Origin of the sequence: Pseudomonas sp. R32, from assembly GCF_009866705.1 — a bacterium.
Classification (GTDB): domain Bacteria; phylum Pseudomonadota; class Gammaproteobacteria; order Pseudomonadales; family Pseudomonadaceae; genus Aquipseudomonas; species Aquipseudomonas donghuensis.
This window is the reverse complement of record NZ_CP019396.1, coordinates 2,768,296-2,785,832: the sequence shown is the minus strand read 5'-3', so window position 1 is coordinate 2,785,832 and position 17,537 is coordinate 2,768,296. Positions and strand designations below refer to the sequence as shown.

Here is a 17,537-nt window from a genome sequence, read left to right as displayed (position 1 = left end):
CCAGTTCAGCCGGCACATCAGGCGCTGCCTGGACTACCATCGCTGGCAAGCCAGCTCCCACAGGTTCGCGGAGCATGCAGAACGGTTGTGGGCAACCGTCTACAACCCCCAGTGCATCAACGCCAGCACCAGCAACACCAGAAACACCGTCTCCCCGACCATCAGCGCAATCGGCTTGAGGCCCACCGCCGCCAGCTCCTTGAGCTGAGTCTTCATGCCCAGGGCACTGATCGCCACCACCAGGCACCAGCGCGACAGGTCATTGACCCCGCCCTGCACGGCCGCCGACACCCAGCCGGTACTGTTGATGCAGGCCAGCAACACGAAACCGACGGCAAACCACGGTAACAATGGCGGTCGCTGCCCACTGGCATCGCCGCCGGCGCGGCGGGTGATCATCGCCGCACAGACAATCACCGGCAGCAACATGCCCACGCGCATCAGCTTGACCACGGTGGCCACATCCCCGGTCTCGGTAGACATGCTGTACCCCGCGCCCACCACCTGCGCCACATCATGAATGGTCGCGCCGAGAAACACCCCGGCCTGCTGCGGCGACAACTGCAGCCAGCCGGCAATCATCGGGTAGACGATCATCGCCAGGGTCGACAGTGCTGACACGCCGATCACGGTAAACAAGGTGGCGCGCTCTTTCTGCGGATGCTGGGGCAAGGCCGCGGCCAGGGCCAGGGCCGCCGATGCACCGCAGATCGCCGTGGCACCGCCGGTAAGCATGCCGAACAAGCGCTGAAAGCCCAGAGCACGGGCGGCCACTACTGAAACCAGGATGGTCACCACCACCAAGATCACCACCAGCGCCACCGGTTTCCAGCCCAGGCTGGCGATCTGGCTCAGGGTAATGCGCATGCCCAGCAGCGCCACCCCCAGGCGCAACACCGTGCGCGCGGTAAATTCAATCCCGGCCTTGCAACGGCCATCGGCCGCAAGAAAGTTCAGGGCCATGCCCAGCAACAAGGCAAACAGCATCACCGGGGCATCGTAGTGCTCTCTGAGAAAGCTGGCCGCCGCCGCGGCGATCAGGCTGACGATAAAGCCCGGCGCCAGTTCCCGGGCACGAAGATTGACGGCGGTAATTGCGATCACGCTCATTGGCCCGGTTCCTTGCACGCTAAAACGATGAACAGTTGCTCGCCCTGGCGCTCGACCGGGTAGCTGGCAACCTTGAGTTGATTGGAGTTGAGCAAGTAGCCGCTGGCCAGATCAAAGCGCAGGCCATGGGCGCAGCACTGGATCACCCGCCCGTCCAGGCGCCCGCCGCACAGCGAGGCGCCCTGGTGCGGGCAACTGTCGTCGATGGCGTAAAAGGTGTCAGCGACGTTGAACAGCGCCACGCTCCTGCCTTGCCATTCGAGCAGCACCCGCCCGCCACGCGCCGGCACTTTGTCGGCCGGTACCGGATAGCGCAGGCTCATGCCGGGGCCGCCTCTTCCAGGGCGTCGCCCATGGCCTGCAGCAGCACCGCGACCGGCTGCGCGCCCGACACCCGCAGGCGCTGATTGAAACGGAAACACGGCACGCCATCGGCGGCGCGGTCATTGGCGCCAATGAACGGGCTGGCATCGCCGCGCAGGCAATCGGCAACCTGGGCCGGCTCCAGGCCACAGGCGCGGGCGATGTGCAGCAAAGTAATCGGATCGCCCAGGTCCTTGCCCTGCTGAAAGTAGGCGGCAAACAGCCTGGCCAGCAGGGCTTGGGCCTGTTCCGGCGAGCCCAGCGCCACGGCGCGCTGCAGCAAGCGGTGGGCGTCGGCGGTATTGGGCATGCGACTGATACGGGCAAAATCGATATCCACCCCTGCCGCCTCGGCGGCGGCGCGCACCTGCGCCTGGCGCAGGCGTACTGCCTCATCACTGCCCAGGCGCTTGCGGTAGAACGCCTCGAACGGCTGGCCGGTCCTGGCCATCTGCGGCAGCAGTTGCACCCCGCGCCAGTGCAGACTCACCTCAACTTCCGGCTGCTCGCGCCGCAACTGCTCAAGGGCCCGTTGCAGATGAGCCTGGCCGATCAGGCACCAGGGGCAGATAAAGTCGAAGAACACTTCGATCGACAGCACGTGCTTCACGGTTTCAACTCCCGGGCCGCACCAGGCTCAACCGCGTGCGGGTTGTCCAGGCGGGCCATGTCATGGTGGTAATGCCGCTTGGCGATGAAGAACACCGCCGCGGCGCCGATGCTAATCAACGGCACCAGCTGGAAGGCGCCATGCAGGCCGATCAGGTCGGACACCCGGCCGGTGATCAGCGGCCCGGTCGCCAGGCCAAGCAGGTTGTTGGCCAGGGTCAGGGTGGCGAACGCCGTGCCGTGCACCGAGTAATGAGTCAGGTTGGCGACCATGGCGCTGGACGGCCCGTTGGTGCCGGCGGCAACCATCATCCCCAGGCAGATCAGCACCAGTTGCGCGGTGCCCGACGGCAGCGCGAAGGCCAGCGACAGCAACAGGCAACTGCCCAGGCAATAGCCGATGGCCAGGCTGATCTTGCGGTCCGGACGCTGGCGGCCCAGGCGGTCGCAAAGCATGGCGCAGAGGATCATGCCGATGCCGCTGCACAGCACGATGATGGCGGCCACCACCCCGGCCTGGTCGGTGCTCATGGCGTAGTAGCGGTTCAGGTAGCTGGGCATCCAGACGATCACCGTGCCGCCGACGAACAACTGCAAACCGCTGCCGACATAGGCGGCGATCACCGAACGGCTGCCGTACAGGGTATGCAGTGGCCGGCTGACCTTGTCGGCGGCAGCCTGCACACGCTGGGGAGCGATCTTTGCCTCCTTGACGATCAGCGGGTACAGCAATGCCAGCAACAGGCCGAACAAGGCCATGCCGGCAAACGCCCAGCGCCAGCCGAAGTGCTGGGCCATCAAGCCGCCCAGGGCCATGCCCAGCACCGAGCCGAACATGCCGCCGGCCATGAAGGCTCCGGCCAGGGTGGCGCGCATGTCACGGGGGAACACCGACACCACCACGGCGATGCCGACGCTGCCGTAGGCGGCCTCACCGACGCCGACCAGAAAGCGTGCGGCAAACATTTGCGGGTAGTTGTCGGCCAGGGCGCAGCCGAGGGTTGCCAGGCTCCAGAGCACGGCCATCAGCACCAGGCTGCGGATCCGCCCGAAGCGGTCGGCCAGCAGCGACAAGGGGAAAGTCAGCAGCCCGACCATCAGCGCGACAATGCTGCTGAGCAGGCCCAACTGGCTGTCGCTCAGGGCCCATTCGGCCTTGAGCAGCGGGAATACGGCGTTGAGCACCTGCCGCGACATGTAGTCGGAAATCAGCAGGCCGAAGGTCAAGGCGAAGACAATCCAGGCATAACGCCGTGGAATGCCCCGTGAAGTGTCGGCGCCATCGTCTGTGGCGCTGGCGAGATAGGCGGCCATGCTGCCTCCTTGGGGTTGTCTGGCATGAGTTTTATTGTTTTTGAAAAGCCCGACGGTCAGCGCTGCGGATCGGCGGCCCGGCACGTAAACACGTACCGGGCCTGGCCAATCAGGCGCGCTGCGGCACACCCTTCTGGCCCGGCTGGCGGTTAGGCGCCATGCCGTTGGCCTGGAGGGTCTGCTCGATGCTGCTGTACTGCTCGCCAATGCGGTAGATGGCCCGCGCTTCCTTGCCGTTGGCAATCTCACGGCCCAGTTCATGGGCCACGCGCACGGTCTGCTGGATCTGCTGCACCGAACCGAAGCGCTTGCCGTGCTGGTCGATGATGGTGTCTTCGTTGCCGCAACGCGGGTGCAAGCCCATGGCCAGGGCCATGGTGTTGAACGGCAGGACGTTTTTCAGCAACGATTCGGCGGTCAGGGTGCAGCCGTTGGGCGCCCGGTGGATGAAGTTGAAGAAGTTGAACGGGTTGGGCCCGTCGAAACCGCCGCCAATGCCGATCCAGGTCAGGTTCAGCGGGCCCATGTAATCGCCCTTGCGCACGATGCGCTCAAGGGTTTCCAGGGCGTGCATACCGGTCAACTGGAAGTGCGGCTGGATACCGCTCGCCTGCAAACGGCGCAGGTGTTCGCGCACCCAGGCGGGACCGGCCGGTACGGTCATTTCGCTGTAGGCGGCCTGGATCGCCGGATGGGCCAGAGAGGTGCCTTCCAGGTACTGCGGGTACAGCAGCTCCATGATGTTCATCTGCGTGGTGTTGATCGCCACGGTGACCTGGTCGGGCTTGGGCGTCAGCTCCGCGAGCATGTGCCGGGTGTCGTCGGACAGCCACTTGGCCGCCTCGCCATCGCTTTCCGGGGCGAACGAGATCGAGCCGCCAACCTGGATGATCATCTGCGGCACCGCCTCGCGCACGCCGGCAATCAGTTCGTTGAATTTCGACAGGCGCTTGGAGCCCTTGCCGTCCAGTTCGCGCACGTGCAGGTGGAGCACAGTGGCACCGGCCTCATAGCAATCGACCGCCTTTTGTACCTGTTCGTCCATGGTCAGCGGAATGTCTTCGGGAAAGTCCTCGGGCATCCATTCCGGGCCGTACGGGGCCACGGTGATCACCACTTTTTCCATGTTTTCCGGGTGCAACGAATCGTCGAAGAATTGCATGCTGTAGTCCTCGGTCTTGTTATTGTCCTGGGGTGTTGCAGGCGCTCAGAAGGTGCGATCGCCCTTGATTCCGGCGCGCTCCATCTTGCGGTGACAAGGCGGGTAGTCCATCACCGCGTAGTGCTGGGTGCTGCGGTTATCCCAGATCGCCACGCTGTTGGGTTTCCAGCGCCAGCGCACCTGGTATTCGGGCAGGTAGGCCTGGCTGATCAGGTAGCGCAGCAGGTCGCTGGCACCGGGGTTGGCATCCTGGCCGAAACGCACCCGCTGCGGCGTGTGGTAGTTGCTGAAGTGGGTGGTGAAGGCGTTGACGAACAGCACCTGCTCGCCCGTTTGCGGGTGGGTGCGCACCACCGGGTGCTCGGCATCGGGGAACTGCGCCTTGAGCGCCAGGCGTTTTTCCAGCGTCATGGCGGCGCCAAAACTGGCCTCGATGCTGTGCCGGGCACGCAGGCCCTCGATCTTGACCTTCACCTCCTCCGGCAGGTTCTGGTAAGCCAGCACCATATTCGCCCACATAGTGTCGCCGCCTACCGGCGGGCATTCCAGGCAGCGCAACACGCAGCCCATGGGCGGTGCCTCGCGCCAGGTGGCGTCGGTGTGCCAGGCGTTTTCGTAGCGATCGGCCGGCTGGTCCGGGCGCTTGTAGATCTGCACCAGGCCCGGGTGCTCGGGGTCGCTGCCGGCCACCGGGTGGTCCTCCAGCTCGCCGAAGCGACTGGCAAAGGCCACGTGCTCGGCGCGCGTGATGTTCTGGTCGCGCAAGAACAGCACCCGGTGCTTGAGCAACTGCGCACGCAGTTGCTCGAACAGGTCGTCATCATGAATCGCATCTGCCAGGTTGACCCCGATGACTTCGGCACCGATGGCGCAGGTCAGTTGTTCGATGTGCATGCTGTTGCCCTCTTCAGATGACGAAGATCGACGAACCGGTGGTCTTGCGTGCTTCCAGGTCACGGTGGGCCTGGACCGCGTCCTGCAACGCATAGTGCTGGTTGATCTCGATCTTGATCCGCCCGCTGCTGACATGCTCGAACAGCTCGCCGGCAAGGTCGGCCTTCTCGGCCGGATCTGCGATATAGTCGGCCAGCGCCGGACGGGTCAGCTGCAACGAGCCTTTGATCGCCAGGATCTGCGGGTCGAACGGCGTGATGCTGCCCGAGGCGGTGCCGACGCAGACCATCAGGCCGCGGCGCTTGAGCGAGTCCAGCGAGGCCATGAAGGTGCTCTTGCCGACGCTGTCGAACACCACGTTGACGCCAACGCCGTCGGTGAGCTCGCGCACGCGCTTGGCCACGTCTTCATGGCTGTAGTTGATGGTGTGGCTGCAACCATGGGCGCGGGCCACTTCGGCCTTGGCCTCGGTGGACACGGTGCCGATCACCGTCAGGCCGAGCAGGCGCGCCCACTGGGAAACGATCAGGCCCACGCCACCGGCGGCAGCGTGGAGCAAAATCGTGTCACCGGGCTTGAAGTCGTACAGGCGGCGCATCAGGTAGGCCGAGGTCAGGCCGCGCATGGTCATCGCCGCCGCGGTTTCGAAGGCGATGGTTTCCGGCAGCTTGATCAGCGCCGCCGCCGGGATCAGGCGCTCGGTGCAGTAGGCGCCGAGGGTGTTGAGAAAGCCGGTATAGGTCACCCGGTCGCCGACCGCGACCTGGGTCACGCCCTCGCCGACCGCCTGTACCACCCCGGAGGCTTCCACGCCCATGCCGTTGGGCAGCGCGATCGGGTAGGTGCCGTTGCGAAAATAGGTGTCGGCGTAGTTCAGGCCCACCGCCACCTGGCGCAGGCGAACCTGCCCCGGGCCCGGTTCGCCGACCTCGGCATCCTCATAGCGCAGAACCTCGGGGCCACCGGTTTCATAGAAGCGTACGACTTTGGCCATGCATGTCACTCCAGTCATCCTGACGCAGTGCGTCAATTCTTGTTGACTGGACTCTATGCCCAACGCTTGCCGGGTGCTTCGCATCGGACGACAGGCTGTTTTCATTTGGTGACAAAACCCCATGGGCTGGCTGCCTGGCGGGCTTTCTCGTAGCATAGCCAGGCCCTCCTCCGTGCCTGCGAGCCCTTGATGAAGTCCCCCGCCGGTTTATTGTTCTCAGGTATTGAACTGGACCGTGACAGCGCGACGCCGCTTTACCGCCAGCTGTACCTGCAGATCCGCAAGCAGATCCTCACCGGTCGCCTGCAAGGCGGCATTCGCTTGCCATCGACGCGGACCCTGAGCCAGGAACTGCAGCTCTCGCGCATTACCCTGCTCAACGCCTTCGACCAGTTGATTGCCGAGGGCTTCCTGGTGTCGCGTACCGGCGCTGGCACCTATGTCAGTGACGAGTGGCAGCGCAGCGCCGGTGCCGAGCTGCAAGCTCCCGCGCCACCCAAGCTCTCGGAGCTGAGCCAGTCGATGCTGTCGCTGCGCAGCGATCATTTTCGCGGGGTGTCCTACGCCCACTGCGGCGCCGATACACCGACCTCGTTCCTGCCCAGTCATGGCGCTTTCGAGGCCTTTCCCCAGACGTTGTGGAAGCGTCTGCTCAACCGCCACGGGCAGAAACCGAGCAAGGCCATGCTCGGTTATGGCGAACTGCAGGGCTTGCAGACGCTGCGCCAGGCGATTGCCGAGTACGTTTTCGACGCCCGCGGTATCGACTGCAACGCCGAGCAAGTGGTGATCGTCTCCGGCGCGCAGCAGGCCTTCAACCTGCTGGCGATGCTGCTGCTCAACCCGGACGAGCCGGTATGGATGGAAGACCCTGGTCATATCGCCGCGCGTATCGCCTTTCAGGCCCATGGCTGCCGGGTGGTGCCCGTCCCCATCGACGATCAGGGCCTCGATGTGCAACACGCCATTGACGAATGCCCCGAGGCGCGCCTGGTGTTCACCACCCCGTCACGGCAACACCCGCTGGGTATGTCCCTCAGCCACAACCGGCGCCTGGAACTGATTGACTGGGCGGCGGCCAGTGGCAGCTGGATCATCGAAGACGACTGCGACAGCGAACTGCGCTACCGCGGCCGGCAATTGCCGGCGCTGTACGCCATGGACCGAGGCGACCGGGTGATCTACGTCGGCACCTTCAGCAAGGTGCTGTTCCCTTCCCTACGCCTGGGTTACGTGATTCTGCCCCCGGCACTGGTCGAACCGTTCTGCACCTTGCGCGCGGTGCTCGACCGCAGCCCGCCGACCCTGTTGCAGGCAGTGACCGCCGACTTCATGAGTGAAGGCCACTTCATTGGCCATATCCGCCGCATGCGGACGTTGTACCAGGCCCGCCAGCAGTGCTTGCTGGAGGTGCTGCAACGGCGCCTGGGCGGCTTTTTGCAGGTTGCCCCGGTCGAAGCCGGCATGCACCTGATTGCCTGGCTCCCGCCGCAGCTGGATGACCAGGCACTGGCCCGGCAGTTGGCCGGGCATGGCGTGCATACCTACGCCTTGAGTGACTACTGCCTCACGCGCTACTTGCCACCGGCGCTGCTGCTCGGCTTTGCCGGCACGCCCCAGGATCAGGCCGAGGCCAAGGTCGAGGCGCTGGTGCAGGCCCTCAGGGCGATTGGCCACCCGGTCTAAGCAGTGGCCTTATCAATTGATTGGTAATGGATCTATCGAGTGTTCCTCGGCGGCGCGATAAAGAACGCGCCGGTAAACCGGTGCCCGCACCAGGAACGATTCGAATGAACACAATACAAAAACGCTTCGCTACGTTGCTGAACCACAATGCGCAAGGTGCTGACGCACCCCTGCTGACCCGCGAGCTGGCCACCCGCCTGCTTGAACGCCTCGACCAGGCGCGACTGTTTGCCCACGCCTACCCGCTACTGACCAACCTCACCCACGGGCGCGTCACCCCGTTCGACCTGCTCGACTTCGCCTATCGCCATGAACTGGCCGGCCTGAGCCTGCACATGCTCGACGGTGAGCACAACAGCCTGGCGCAAATGAACACGACGCAATTGTGCGCCTTTGCTGAAAAGGCCCGGGCCCTGCAACTGGACGTGCACCTGGAGATCAGCAGCACGCGCAAGGCCGACGTCGATGCGGTGGTTGCCGTGGCCAAGGTCATCGGCAGCCGCAACATTCGCGTGTACTCGCGCTATGAAGGCCTGCTGTCGCAGGTGATGGACCAGATCGGTGGCGACCTGCTGTACCTGGCCCACCAAGCCGATGCCCACGACCTGCACTTCGACTTCGAGCAGCACGAGGAGCTCAAGAGCGATGAAATTGCCCAGCTGCTGCGCCAGGCCAACCATCCGCGCCTCAATGCCCTGTTCGATTTCGGCAACATGATCAATGCCTGCGAGCAACCGCTGCAGGCCCTGCGCAACCTCGCCCCGCATATTCGCCAGAGCCACCTCAAGGGCGTACGGGTGGTGGCCGAAGACCAGGGTTTTGGCCACTACGGTGTGCTTCAGGGCAGCGCCGAGGACGAGCTGCCCGGCGCGCGCATGCTGTTCGAGCTGCTGATGCTCGGGGACCGGCAGGCGCAAGTGATCGCCTTCATCCTCGAACAGGAGAACCACTACATCGCCCCGGCCTTCCGTCAACACAACGAGCCGGCCGATCCGTTCATTGCCTACCGGGAAATGAGTGACACGCCCCTGCCCGCCGGCTTCACCCTCGAACAGATGCTGGCCGGTGAGCAGCGCTGGGCCAACAACCAGGTCAGCTACGTGAAAACCCTGCTGGCCGAGCTGCGCACCCTCGCCGAGCTGACCCTGGCCAGCTGCGCCACCCCTTGAACGCCACAACCAAACACGCCTGGAGAATAAGAAAATGACAGCGCACGACAAGGCCAAATGGTTCAAATTCCTGGTCCTGATCCTCGGTGGCGGCACCGTCTACAAGCTGGCCAACCTCAAGGACGCGTTCTACGTCCCCATGCAGGACTTCATGGGGCTTTCGCATACGCAAATCGGCTTGCTGCTCAGCGCCAACGCCATCATCGCCACCGGGTTGTTCGTGGTCGGCGGCATGCTGGCCGACCGTTACGATACCCGCAAGCTGATCCCGCTGGGCCTGATCGGTACCGGCGCCCTGGGCCTGTACCTGGCCACCTTCCCGCCGTTCAGCAGCCTGATGGTGGTGTTCTGCCTGCTCGCGGTCTGTGCCGACTGCATCTACTGGCCAGCGCTGCTCAAGGCCATTCGCGGCCTGGGCAACGACCAGGAACAAGGGCGCATGTTCGGCCTGCTGGAAGGTGGCCGGGGCGTCGTCGATACGCTGGTGGCGTTTTCCGCGCTGGGCGTGTTCATTGCCCTGGGCAGCGGCGAACATGGCCTGAAAGCGGCGATCCTGTTCTACGCCTTGATCGATATCGCCGCCGGCGTGCTGACCTGGTTTTTGCTCAAAGGCAATCAGGCGCCAGCCCAGACCAGCGCCAAGAACCCGCTGGCCAACCTCATGCAAGCCATCAAGGTCCCGGCTATCTGGCTGGTCAGCTTCAACGTGTTCATGGTTTACATCGTCTACTGCGGCCTGACCTATTTCATCCCATACCTGAAGGAAGTCTATGGCCTGCCGCTGGCGCTGATCGGTGCCTACGGCATCATCAACCAGTACATGCTGAAGATCTTCGGCGGGCCGGCGGGCGGTTTCATCGCCGACAAACACTTCAAGAGCCCCAGCCGCTACCTGAAATGGGCGTTCCTGGCACTGCTGCCGATGATGGCGATCATCCTCCTGGTCCCCAAGAGCCCAGGCTTCATCTATGCCGGCATGGCCGCGACGCTGTCGTTCGCCTTTATCGTGTTTTCCATGCGCGGGGTGTTCTGGGCACCGATGGGCGAAGTCGGCATCGCCCCGCACATTACAGGTTCCGCTTTCGGCATCGGTTGCCTGATCGGCTATGCGCCAGGGATGTTCGCCTATGTCGGCTACGGCGCAATCCTTGACCACTTCCCGGGCCAGCAAGGCTACAACTATGTGTTCATCGCCATGATGCTGCTGGCTCTGATCGGTTTTGCCGTCGCCAGTCGCCTGCAACGACAGGTGCGCAACGCCGCCCCGGTTGCCGCACCGGCCGCGGCGTAGCGCCTGGGTTACATCTCGACCTGGGTGCCCAGTTCGATCACCCGGTTAAGCGGCAGGTTGAAGTACTTGAGGTTGCTGTTGGCGTTCTTGAGCAGGAACGCAAACAGCGCCTCACGCCAACGCGCCATGCCGATGCGCTTGGTCGGGATCACCGTCTCGCGGCTGAGGAAGTAGGTGGTGACCATCGGGCTGAAGTCCAGCTCTTCGAGGTGGCACAGTTGCAGCGCGGCCGGTACGTCGGGCTCCTCGATGAAGCCGAAGTTGAGGTTGACCCGATAAAAGCCTTCGCCAAAACCCTGCACTTCGAAGCGCTGCGCCGCCGGTACCCGCGGGCGGTCCTGGGAGACCACGGTGAGCAGCACCACCCGCTCATGCAGCACCTGGTTGTGCAGCAAGTTATGCAGCAACGCATGGGGCACGGCATCGGCCCGAGCGGTGAGGAACACGGCAGTACCCCGCACCCGGTGCGGCGGTTGCGCGGCGATGCTGCTGATGAACAGCGGCAGCGGCAAGGCCGACTCGTCCAGGCGCTCGACGATGATCTTGCGCCCGCGCTTCCAGGTGGTCATGAGGATGAACAAGGCAGTACCGGCGATCACCGGAAACGCGCCGCCCTGGAAGATCTTCGGTGCGTTGGCGGCAAAGTACAGGCTGTCGACCAGCAAGAAGCCCAGCAACAACGGCACCGCCAGCCAGCGCGGCGCCTTCCACAGCAACAAGACCACCGCCGAGGACAGCAAGGTGGTAATCAGCATGGTGCCGGTCACCGCCACGCCATAGGCCGCCGCCAGTGCGCCGGACGACTCGAAGCCGATCACCAGCAACACCACGCCGACCATCAACGCCCAGTTCACCGTACCGATGTAGATCTGCCCCTGTTCCTGGCTGGAGGTGTGCTGGATGAACATGCGCGGCACGTAACCCAGTTGAATCGCCTGGCGGGTCAGCGAGAAGGCGCCGGAGATCACCGCCTGGGAGGCAATGATGGTCGCCAGGGTGGCCAGGGCGATCATCGGCACCAGCGCCCAGTCCGGAGCCAGCAGGTAGAACGGGTTGCGTACCGCCTCGGGGTTGCCGAGGATCAGCGCGCCCTGGCCGAAATAGTTGAGTACCAGCCCCGGCAGCACCAGCAGGATCCAGGCGCGGGCAATCGGCTTGCGGCCAAAGTGGCCCATGTCGGCATACAGCGCCTCGGCACCGGTCAGGGCCAGCACCACTGCGCCAAGAATCGCCACGCCCATGCCCGGGTGGACGATAAAGAAGTTCACCGCCCAGGCCGGGTTCATCGCCAGCAGCACTTCCGGGCGCTGGACGATGCCGTACACCCCCAGCGCGCCCAGCACGCTGAACCACAGCACCATGACCGGGCCAAAAATGATACCGATGCGTGCGGTGCCATGCTTCTGGATCAGAAACAGCGCCACCAGCACCACCACCGCCAGGGGCACCACCCAGTGGTCGATGCCGTCAAAGGCCAGTTGCAACCCCTCCACCGCCGACAGCACGGAAATCGCCGGGGTGATCATGCTGTCGCCGTAGAACAAGGCCGCGCCAAACAGCCCGAGCAGCACCAGCACCCGGCTCAAGCGCGGGTACGGCGCAGCAGCCCGCCGCGCCAGGGCGGTCAGGGCCATGATCCCGCCTTCGCCCTGGTTGTCGGCGCGCAGCACGAACAGCACGTACTTGATGGTCACCACCCAGATCAGCGACCAGAACACCAGCGAGAGGATGCCGAGCACCCCGTCATGGTTGGCCTGCACGCCATAATGGCCGGCGAAGACCTCCTTGAGGGTGTACAACGGGCTGGTGCCGATATCGCCATAGACCACGCCGGCGGCGGCGATCAACAGGCTAAGTGACGAAGTTTTTACGGGGGAATGGGCGTTTGCGGAGGTTGCGGCTTGGCTCACGGTCAGACGTCTCGAAGAAATGCCAGGGCAGTATCTCTTTCTGCGTAACGGGCCTTCGTAAAAAGTCCGTAAAATTTTCTTACATTCAGCTTGGCCTGCTATTGCGGGAGCGGGACTTGCCCGCGATCGAGCGCGCAGCGGTCGTAATCCAGGCAACACCTGATGGGCTGGCTGGACTGGCCTCATCGCTGGCAAGCCAGCTCCCACAGGTCCGGCGTACACCTATCTACTGTGGGAACGGGCTTGACCCGCAATCGATCTACTGCCCGATCACAGTCCCTTCCCACGCGCCGGCACCGTCCTGCCGAGCCACCACCAGGCACTCCCCAGCCCCATCCGCCTTGCAGATCAGTGCGCCATCCCTGGCCCAGATCGCACTCTGCCCCGCCGCTTGCCAGCCACCCGTCTCGCCGCCATGGTTGGCAAGCATCACCATCATCTGGTGTTCGACGGCATAACCGGCCATCTGCTGGCTCTCGGCAACGATGCCCCTGTGGGAAATCAGCATCCCCGCCGCATAGATGTCCGCACCGAGCCTGGCAGCATGAGCCGGGTGGCCGGGCTGCATGGCATCGGCGCAGATGGCCAGGGCCAGCCGTTGGCCCCCCAGTGGCAGCAGATCACCACCGCTGCCGGGGCTGAACACCAGGTCCTCGCCAGGATGCAGATGCTGCTTGCTGTACAGACCGACACTGCCGTCGGGGCGAAAGATCAGCGCCGCCAGCAGCACGTGGCCGCTGCCGGGCACACGCACCGGCGCGCCGACCACGCTGTACATAGCCTGTTGACGGGCCAGGGTGCGCAATGGCTCGAGCAGCGGGTCGTCCGTGCCCAGGGCCAGGTCGGACGCGGCATCGAGCTCATAGCCGGTCAGCGACAGTTCCGGGAACAACAGAAACTGCACGCCCTGTTCGGCGGCCAACTGCATCATCTGCAGATGACGCTGCACATTGCCCGTAATGTCCCGGGCAATGGCAACGGTTTGAGCGCAAGCGACAGTCATTGTCATGCTTTCATCCTTAAGGAGGGGTGTTCAACCCGTGAGCAAAGCACTCAAGTCCAGGCCATGCTCGCCCAGTGGCGGGCACCAGTAGTAGCCGCCGGTGAGCGGCCGGCTGAAGCGGTACAGGGCGTCGACCACGCCGTCTTCCAGGCCGCTCATGCGTCGCAGCTGCACTTCGAAGGCATCGAAGGAGTGGCCGAAGGCGAGGAAGGCCAGGCCCGCGCCACGATCGTCTGCCCAAGGCATCGAGCGACGGACGATAAAGGCCTCAGGCGCGAAGCTTTCCTGGGCGGTGCGCTTGACGTGAGCCGACTGCGGCGCATCGTCGAGTTCTTCGTTGTCGGCCTTGCGGCGGCCGATGATGTCGTCCTGCTCGGCTTGCGGCAATGCCTTGAAACAATTCAGGTCATGGCGCCACAGCTGGAAGGCGGCAAAGCTCGAACCGTTCAGGCCCGGCACGTCGCTGGAGCGGATGGCGGCGTCGATGGCGGCGTCTTGCACCGGGTTCTCGGTGCCGTCTTCATAGCCGGTCAGGTCATGGCCGCTCTTGTGGCGGAAGGCATCGGTGGCCTCGGCCAGGGTGAACGCCGCGGCCAGCAGTTGTTCCAGGTCCTGGCTGAGCAGCCACAGGTCACCGCGGTCTTCACCGCGCAGCCACAGCCACAGGTGGTGCTGGGTGCAGGGATTGTCGACCGCCGCAGTCAGGCGTGGAAACTCGCGCAGGCCGTCGATGCTGCGGCCCAGGGCCTGCACCAGCGGCGCACCGAAACCGGCCACCACACGGCTGCCATCGACCTGTTGCTGCAGCGCATCGAGCACGCCCGGCAGCGCAGCTGGCGAGTGCAAGGTGAAAAACAGGTGGCGGGCCTGGGCGGGAACGGGAGCGGCGAGAATGCCTGGCTGAAACTGCATCGGGAATCGGGTCCTGGGGTAAAAGCGGCGATGCTACTGTCTGGTGGGCATAAACCGCAAGATAAGTAATGGATATTGAAATCCTTTCCTACACTGGCGTACATCGCCCCTTTTAAGAGTCTATGCCATGACTGCATCGCCCTTGCTCAGTGCCTTCCTGCCCATTGCCCTGGGCTTCATCATGCTCGGTCTGGGGCTGACCCTGACCCTGGCCGATTTTGCCCGGGTGGTGAAGTTCCCCAGGCCCGTGCTGATTGGCCTGGCCTGCCAGATCCTGCTGCTGCCGTTGATCTGCTTTCTGATCGCCAAGGGCTTTGGCCTGGCGCCTGCGCTGGCGGTCGGGCTGATGCTGCTGGCGGCCTCGCCGGGCGGCACCACTGCCAACCTGTTCAGCCACCTGGCCCATGGTGATGTGGCCTTGAACGTGACCCTGACGGCGGTCAACTCGCTGATCGCGATCCTGACCATGCCGCTGCTGGTCAACCTGTCGCTGGCGCACTTCATGGCCGCCGACCAGGCCATCCCGCTGCAGTTTGCCAAGGTGCTGCAGGTATTTGCCATCGTCCTGGTGCCGGTGGCCCTGGGGATGCTGATTCGCTATCTGGCGCCGGGATTTGCAACGCGCATGGAGCGGCCGATGAAAATCATTGCCGCACTGTTTCTGGTATTTACGATTGTCCTGGCGATGGTCAAGGACTGGCAGACCGTCGTCGACTATGCCCCGGTGGTAGGTGGCGCCGCGCTGTTGTTCAACCTGTTGAGCCTGAGCATCGGCTACTGGCTGCCGCGCCTGCTGAAAATCCCCAAACGTCAGGCGATTGCCATCGGCATGGAGATCGGCATTCACAACGGCACCTTGGCGATTGCCCTGGCGCTGAGCCCTACCCTGCTGAACAACTCGACCATGGCGATACCGGCGGCGATTTACAGTTTGATCATGTTCTTTACCGCGGCTGGGTTTGGCTGGTGGGTGAGCCGCGCTCGCGAGCATATCAGTGTCGGTGAGGTGGCTGACCAATAACAGACAAGCCCGCTGCTTCAAGGCCAACACAGCGCTGAAGCAGCCGGTTTCAACGCTGGGTCAAGTGCTGTTTGAGCGAGGCTGCCCGGGCGACGATAGTGTGCAATAGCTCACTGCTATCGGTGTCGTTGCCAAATCGACGCTCAATGTCTTCGTAAAGGGCAATGGCCTCGTCCTTACGCTGAAGCGTGCTTAATGTGATGCCTTTGAACAACAGCGCTTTGGCAACCTGCTCACGAAGCCCGAGCGTGGTGTCTTGATCGTAGCGCCGGATGGCCTCGTCATAGGCTGCGATCTCATCAGTACTGGATCCCTTCTTACCAAGCATGACACCTTTGTTGACCAGGGCCACCGCCACGCGCTCGCGAAGCTCAACGTTTTCATCCTTGCCGTAACGCTCTTCGACCAATGCGTAGGCGTTGATAGCCTCTTCAATGCGTCCCTGTTCATTGAGCCTTGCACCTTTGGAAATCAATGCCTTGGCAACCGCGATGCGCACAGGGAGCGCCTTGTCGTTACTGTATCGATGATCCACGTCCTGGTAGATGGCAATTGCCTCTTCGCCGCGACCTAACTGGTTCAGTCGATAGGCTTTGCTGGCCAATGCCGTGGCGACCTGTTCACGTATTTCAGGGCTATTGTCCCGGCCATATCGCTGGTCGATCAGGTCATAGGTCTTGAGTTCTTCTTCACTGTCGCCGCGCTGCCCTAGAACAATCGCTTTGTTATAGAGGGAACGGGCAACACGCTCACGCAGGTTAGGATTATCGTCACTGCCGTACCGCTGGTTGATCACTTCATAGGTGGCGATTTCTTCGTCACTGCGCTCAACCTGGCCCAAGGTCAGTGCCTTGTTGAACAGTGCGGTGGCAACCAGTGCACGCAACGCATCGTTATTATCCTGGCCGAAGCGTCGATCAATTTCTTCATACACACTGATCTCCTCATCGCTGCGGTTAAGCCAATCAAGGCTGGAGGCTTTGTTAACCAGCGCCCTGGCGACCTGCTCGCGCACATGGGGATCGGAATCGCCGCGATAGCGTTGATCGACACGGTCATAAACAGCGATTTCTTCTTGCCGGCGACCGAGTTGCGCAAGCGTTATACCTTTGTTGACCAGTGCGCTGGCAACCTGTGCTCGCCACGCCCCCTCGGCATCCCCGTACAAACGATCAATTTCATCGTATACGGCAATTTCTTCATCACTACGCCCCAACTCTGAAAGTGATTCCGCACGCCTCAAGAGGAAATCGACAAAGCGCTCTGGTGAAATGTCTTCGACCTTCCCTTTCTCCAACGCTTTATCGAACCAATACAAGGCCGACTCGTAGTGTTTACCCAGCTGTTCACTGAGCCCGCGCGCATAGTTGTCTTCAGCGGTGAAGTCGTTCTCCGCTTTAGACTTCAATGCCTCGCTGACTTGCAGTACGGCACTTCTGTCATCGTTTGCGCTTTGCAAGAGGTGGTCTTTATGGCCCTCTCGAGAAAAAATCTTCTGGTTTTCCTGATCATGCTTGTTGCGGGTTTCCTCGATGAAATGTTTCAGCTCATCAGCGTGATTCTTGGCATCGGAGGTGTGCTGATCAATTTCCCGATGGGCCTGTGCGACTTTAACCTTGAGCGCACTAATCTCGTCTTGAAGGCTTTCGGTATGCTCTTTAAGCCACTGCTCAACAGCCTCTTTGGCCTCGGTGACCGCTTGATTCTTGGCGGTGAAGTACACGAGCAGACCGGCGATGGTGGCAATGATTGCGACGATCACGGTGATACCGATGCCAACCAGTGTGGAAAGGTTCGAGATTTCCCCGATCGCGTTGGCCTGGCCCGCAATGGACAAGCCGACATCACCGATGCGCTTGTCCTGCGCGTCGAGGCGATTGTCGATGACGCTCTTGAGGATGATCGCCTCGTTTTGCAGTGTGCGCACCTGCTCTTGAAGCGCTTGGGTCTGGTTCTGATTAGCCGCGGGTGCCGCGCTGGCCAGAGAGGCAAGGATTACCAGGCAGAAAGTAAGTCCGGTTAGCAGTGTACGCATACTCATTCCATAGACAGCGGGTGCCTCCCGAAGAGCGGGAAGTTATCGACGCAAAAGAAGTTCC

General features: G+C 63.0%; 15 protein-coding genes. 4 read left to right on the top strand and 11 right to left on the bottom strand.

What is annotated here, in order from left to right:
• Window positions 1-99: 99 nt before the first annotated feature.
• The 7 genes from PspR32_RS13195 to PspR32_RS13165 form a co-directional block, all read right to left on the bottom strand.
• Window positions 100-1,110: a YeiH family protein gene (locus PspR32_RS13195; protein WP_159388650.1), complete on the bottom strand. Its 1,011-nt coding sequence runs from the start codon at window positions 1,108-1,110 to the stop codon at window positions 100-102.
• The gene (locus tag PspR32_RS13190; RefSeq protein WP_010226083.1) at window positions 1,107-1,433 is read right to left on the bottom strand and encodes a Rieske (2Fe-2S) protein; all 327 of its coding nucleotides are present in this window, start codon (window positions 1,431-1,433) and stop codon (window positions 1,107-1,109) included. The genes PspR32_RS13195 and PspR32_RS13190 overlap by 4 nt, the downstream gene beginning before the upstream one ends.
• On the bottom strand, window positions 1,430-2,083 hold the full coding sequence (locus PspR32_RS13185) for a DsbA family oxidoreductase (RefSeq protein ID WP_100783251.1): 654 nt from the start codon (window positions 2,081-2,083) through the stop codon (window positions 1,430-1,432). Before PspR32_RS13185 ends, PspR32_RS13190 begins: the two co-directional genes overlap by 4 nt.
• Window positions 2,080-3,396, bottom strand: a complete 1,317-nt coding sequence (locus PspR32_RS13180) for an MFS transporter (RefSeq protein ID WP_159388649.1) — start codon at window positions 3,394-3,396, stop codon at window positions 2,080-2,082. The genes PspR32_RS13185 and PspR32_RS13180 overlap by 4 nt, the downstream gene beginning before the upstream one ends.
• 109 nt (window positions 3,397-3,505) lie before the next feature.
• Window positions 3,506-4,558 (bottom strand): 3-keto-5-aminohexanoate cleavage protein, encoded by a 1,053-nt coding sequence (locus PspR32_RS13175; RefSeq protein WP_159388648.1) that lies wholly within the window; start codon window positions 4,556-4,558, stop codon window positions 3,506-3,508.
• Between the two features lie 45 nt (window positions 4,559-4,603).
• Entirely contained in the window at window positions 4,604-5,452 is an 849-nt protein-coding gene (locus PspR32_RS13170; RefSeq protein WP_010226075.1) for a TauD/TfdA dioxygenase family protein, read from the bottom strand.
• 13 nt (window positions 5,453-5,465) lie between these two features.
• Window positions 5,466-6,446: a quinone oxidoreductase family protein gene (locus PspR32_RS13165; RefSeq protein WP_010226073.1), complete on the bottom strand. Its 981-nt coding sequence runs from the start codon at window positions 6,444-6,446 to the stop codon at window positions 5,466-5,468.
• 189 nt (window positions 6,447-6,635) lie between these two features.
• Here PspR32_RS13165 and pdxR point away from each other — a divergent pair, with 189 nt between their 5' ends.
• From pdxR to PspR32_RS13150, 3 genes are all read left to right on the top strand, one after another.
• Window positions 6,636-8,132, top strand: coding sequence for a MocR-like pyridoxine biosynthesis transcription factor PdxR (gene pdxR, locus PspR32_RS13160; protein ID WP_159388647.1), 1,497 nt, complete (start codon window positions 6,636-6,638; stop codon window positions 8,130-8,132).
• A 104-nt stretch (window positions 8,133-8,236) separates the two neighbouring features.
• Window positions 8,237-9,301 (top strand): TIM barrel protein, encoded by a 1,065-nt coding sequence (locus PspR32_RS13155; RefSeq protein WP_010226069.1) that lies wholly within the window; start codon window positions 8,237-8,239, stop codon window positions 9,299-9,301.
• Window positions 9,302-9,335: 34 nt separating this feature from the next.
• A complete protein-coding gene (locus tag PspR32_RS13150) occupies window positions 9,336-10,592 on the top strand; it encodes an MFS transporter (RefSeq protein WP_100783253.1) in 1,257 nt (418 codons plus the stop codon).
• 8 nt (window positions 10,593-10,600) lie between these two features.
• Here the strand turns inward: PspR32_RS13150 and PspR32_RS13145 are convergent, their stop codons facing one another.
• From PspR32_RS13145 to PspR32_RS13135, 3 genes are all read right to left on the bottom strand, one after another.
• Complete coding sequence (locus PspR32_RS13145) at window positions 10,601-12,502, bottom strand: potassium transporter Kup (protein WP_010226065.1); 1,902 nt, start codon at window positions 12,500-12,502, stop codon at window positions 10,601-10,603.
• Window positions 12,503-12,761: 259 nt separating this feature from the next.
• Window positions 12,762-13,511: a carbon-nitrogen hydrolase family protein gene (locus tag PspR32_RS13140; RefSeq protein ID WP_036995629.1), complete on the bottom strand. Its 750-nt coding sequence runs from the start codon at window positions 13,509-13,511 to the stop codon at window positions 12,762-12,764.
• A 24-nt stretch (window positions 13,512-13,535) separates the two neighbouring features.
• On the bottom strand, window positions 13,536-14,417 hold the full coding sequence (locus PspR32_RS13135) for a Dyp-type peroxidase (protein ID WP_010226062.1): 882 nt from the start codon (window positions 14,415-14,417) through the stop codon (window positions 13,536-13,538).
• Window positions 14,418-14,544: 127 nt separating this feature from the next.
• On the opposite strand from PspR32_RS13135, the gene PspR32_RS13130 reads away from it, so the two are divergent.
• Window positions 14,545-15,438, top strand: a complete 894-nt coding sequence (locus PspR32_RS13130) for a bile acid:sodium symporter family protein (RefSeq protein ID WP_036995631.1) — start codon at window positions 14,545-14,547, stop codon at window positions 15,436-15,438.
• Between the two features lie 49 nt (window positions 15,439-15,487).
• On the opposite strand, the gene PspR32_RS13125 is transcribed toward PspR32_RS13130, so the two are convergent.
• Window positions 15,488-17,473 (bottom strand): hypothetical protein, encoded by a 1,986-nt coding sequence (locus PspR32_RS13125; RefSeq protein ID WP_036995633.1) that lies wholly within the window; start codon window positions 17,471-17,473, stop codon window positions 15,488-15,490.
• Between the last annotated feature and the right edge of the window lie 64 nt (window positions 17,474-17,537).

Coding starts and splice junctions, on each gene's coding strand:
- PspR32_RS13165 (WP_010226073.1), bottom strand. CDS start 6,446: ATGGCCAAAGTCGTACGCTTCTATGAAACCGGTGGCCCCGAGGTTCTG.
- PspR32_RS13175 (WP_159388648.1), bottom strand. CDS start 4,558: ATGCAATTCTTCGACGATTCGTTGCACCCGGAAAACATGGAAAAAGTG.
- PspR32_RS13135 (WP_010226062.1), bottom strand. CDS start 14,417: ATGCAGTTTCAGCCAGGCATTCTCGCCGCTCCCGTTCCCGCCCAGGCC.
- PspR32_RS13190 (WP_010226083.1), bottom strand. CDS start 1,433: ATGAGCCTGCGCTATCCGGTACCGGCCGACAAAGTGCCGGCGCGTGGC.
- PspR32_RS13180 (WP_159388649.1), bottom strand. CDS start 3,396: ATGGCCGCCTATCTCGCCAGCGCCACAGACGATGGCGCCGACACTTCA.
- PspR32_RS13170 (WP_010226075.1), bottom strand. CDS start 5,452: ATGCACATCGAACAACTGACCTGCGCCATCGGTGCCGAAGTCATCGGG.
- PspR32_RS13125 (WP_036995633.1), bottom strand. CDS start 17,473: ATGCGTACACTGCTAACCGGACTTACTTTCTGCCTGGTAATCCTTGCC.
- PspR32_RS13140 (WP_036995629.1), bottom strand. CDS start 13,511: ATGACAATGACTGTCGCTTGCGCTCAAACCGTTGCCATTGCCCGGGAC.
- pdxR (WP_159388647.1), top strand. CDS start 6,636: ATGAAGTCCCCCGCCGGTTTATTGTTCTCAGGTATTGAACTGGACCGT.
- PspR32_RS13195 (WP_159388650.1), bottom strand. CDS start 1,110: ATGAGCGTGATCGCAATTACCGCCGTCAATCTTCGTGCCCGGGAACTG.
- PspR32_RS13155 (WP_010226069.1), top strand. CDS start 8,237: ATGAACACAATACAAAAACGCTTCGCTACGTTGCTGAACCACAATGCG.
- PspR32_RS13150 (WP_100783253.1), top strand. CDS start 9,336: ATGACAGCGCACGACAAGGCCAAATGGTTCAAATTCCTGGTCCTGATC.
- PspR32_RS13130 (WP_036995631.1), top strand. CDS start 14,545: ATGACTGCATCGCCCTTGCTCAGTGCCTTCCTGCCCATTGCCCTGGGC.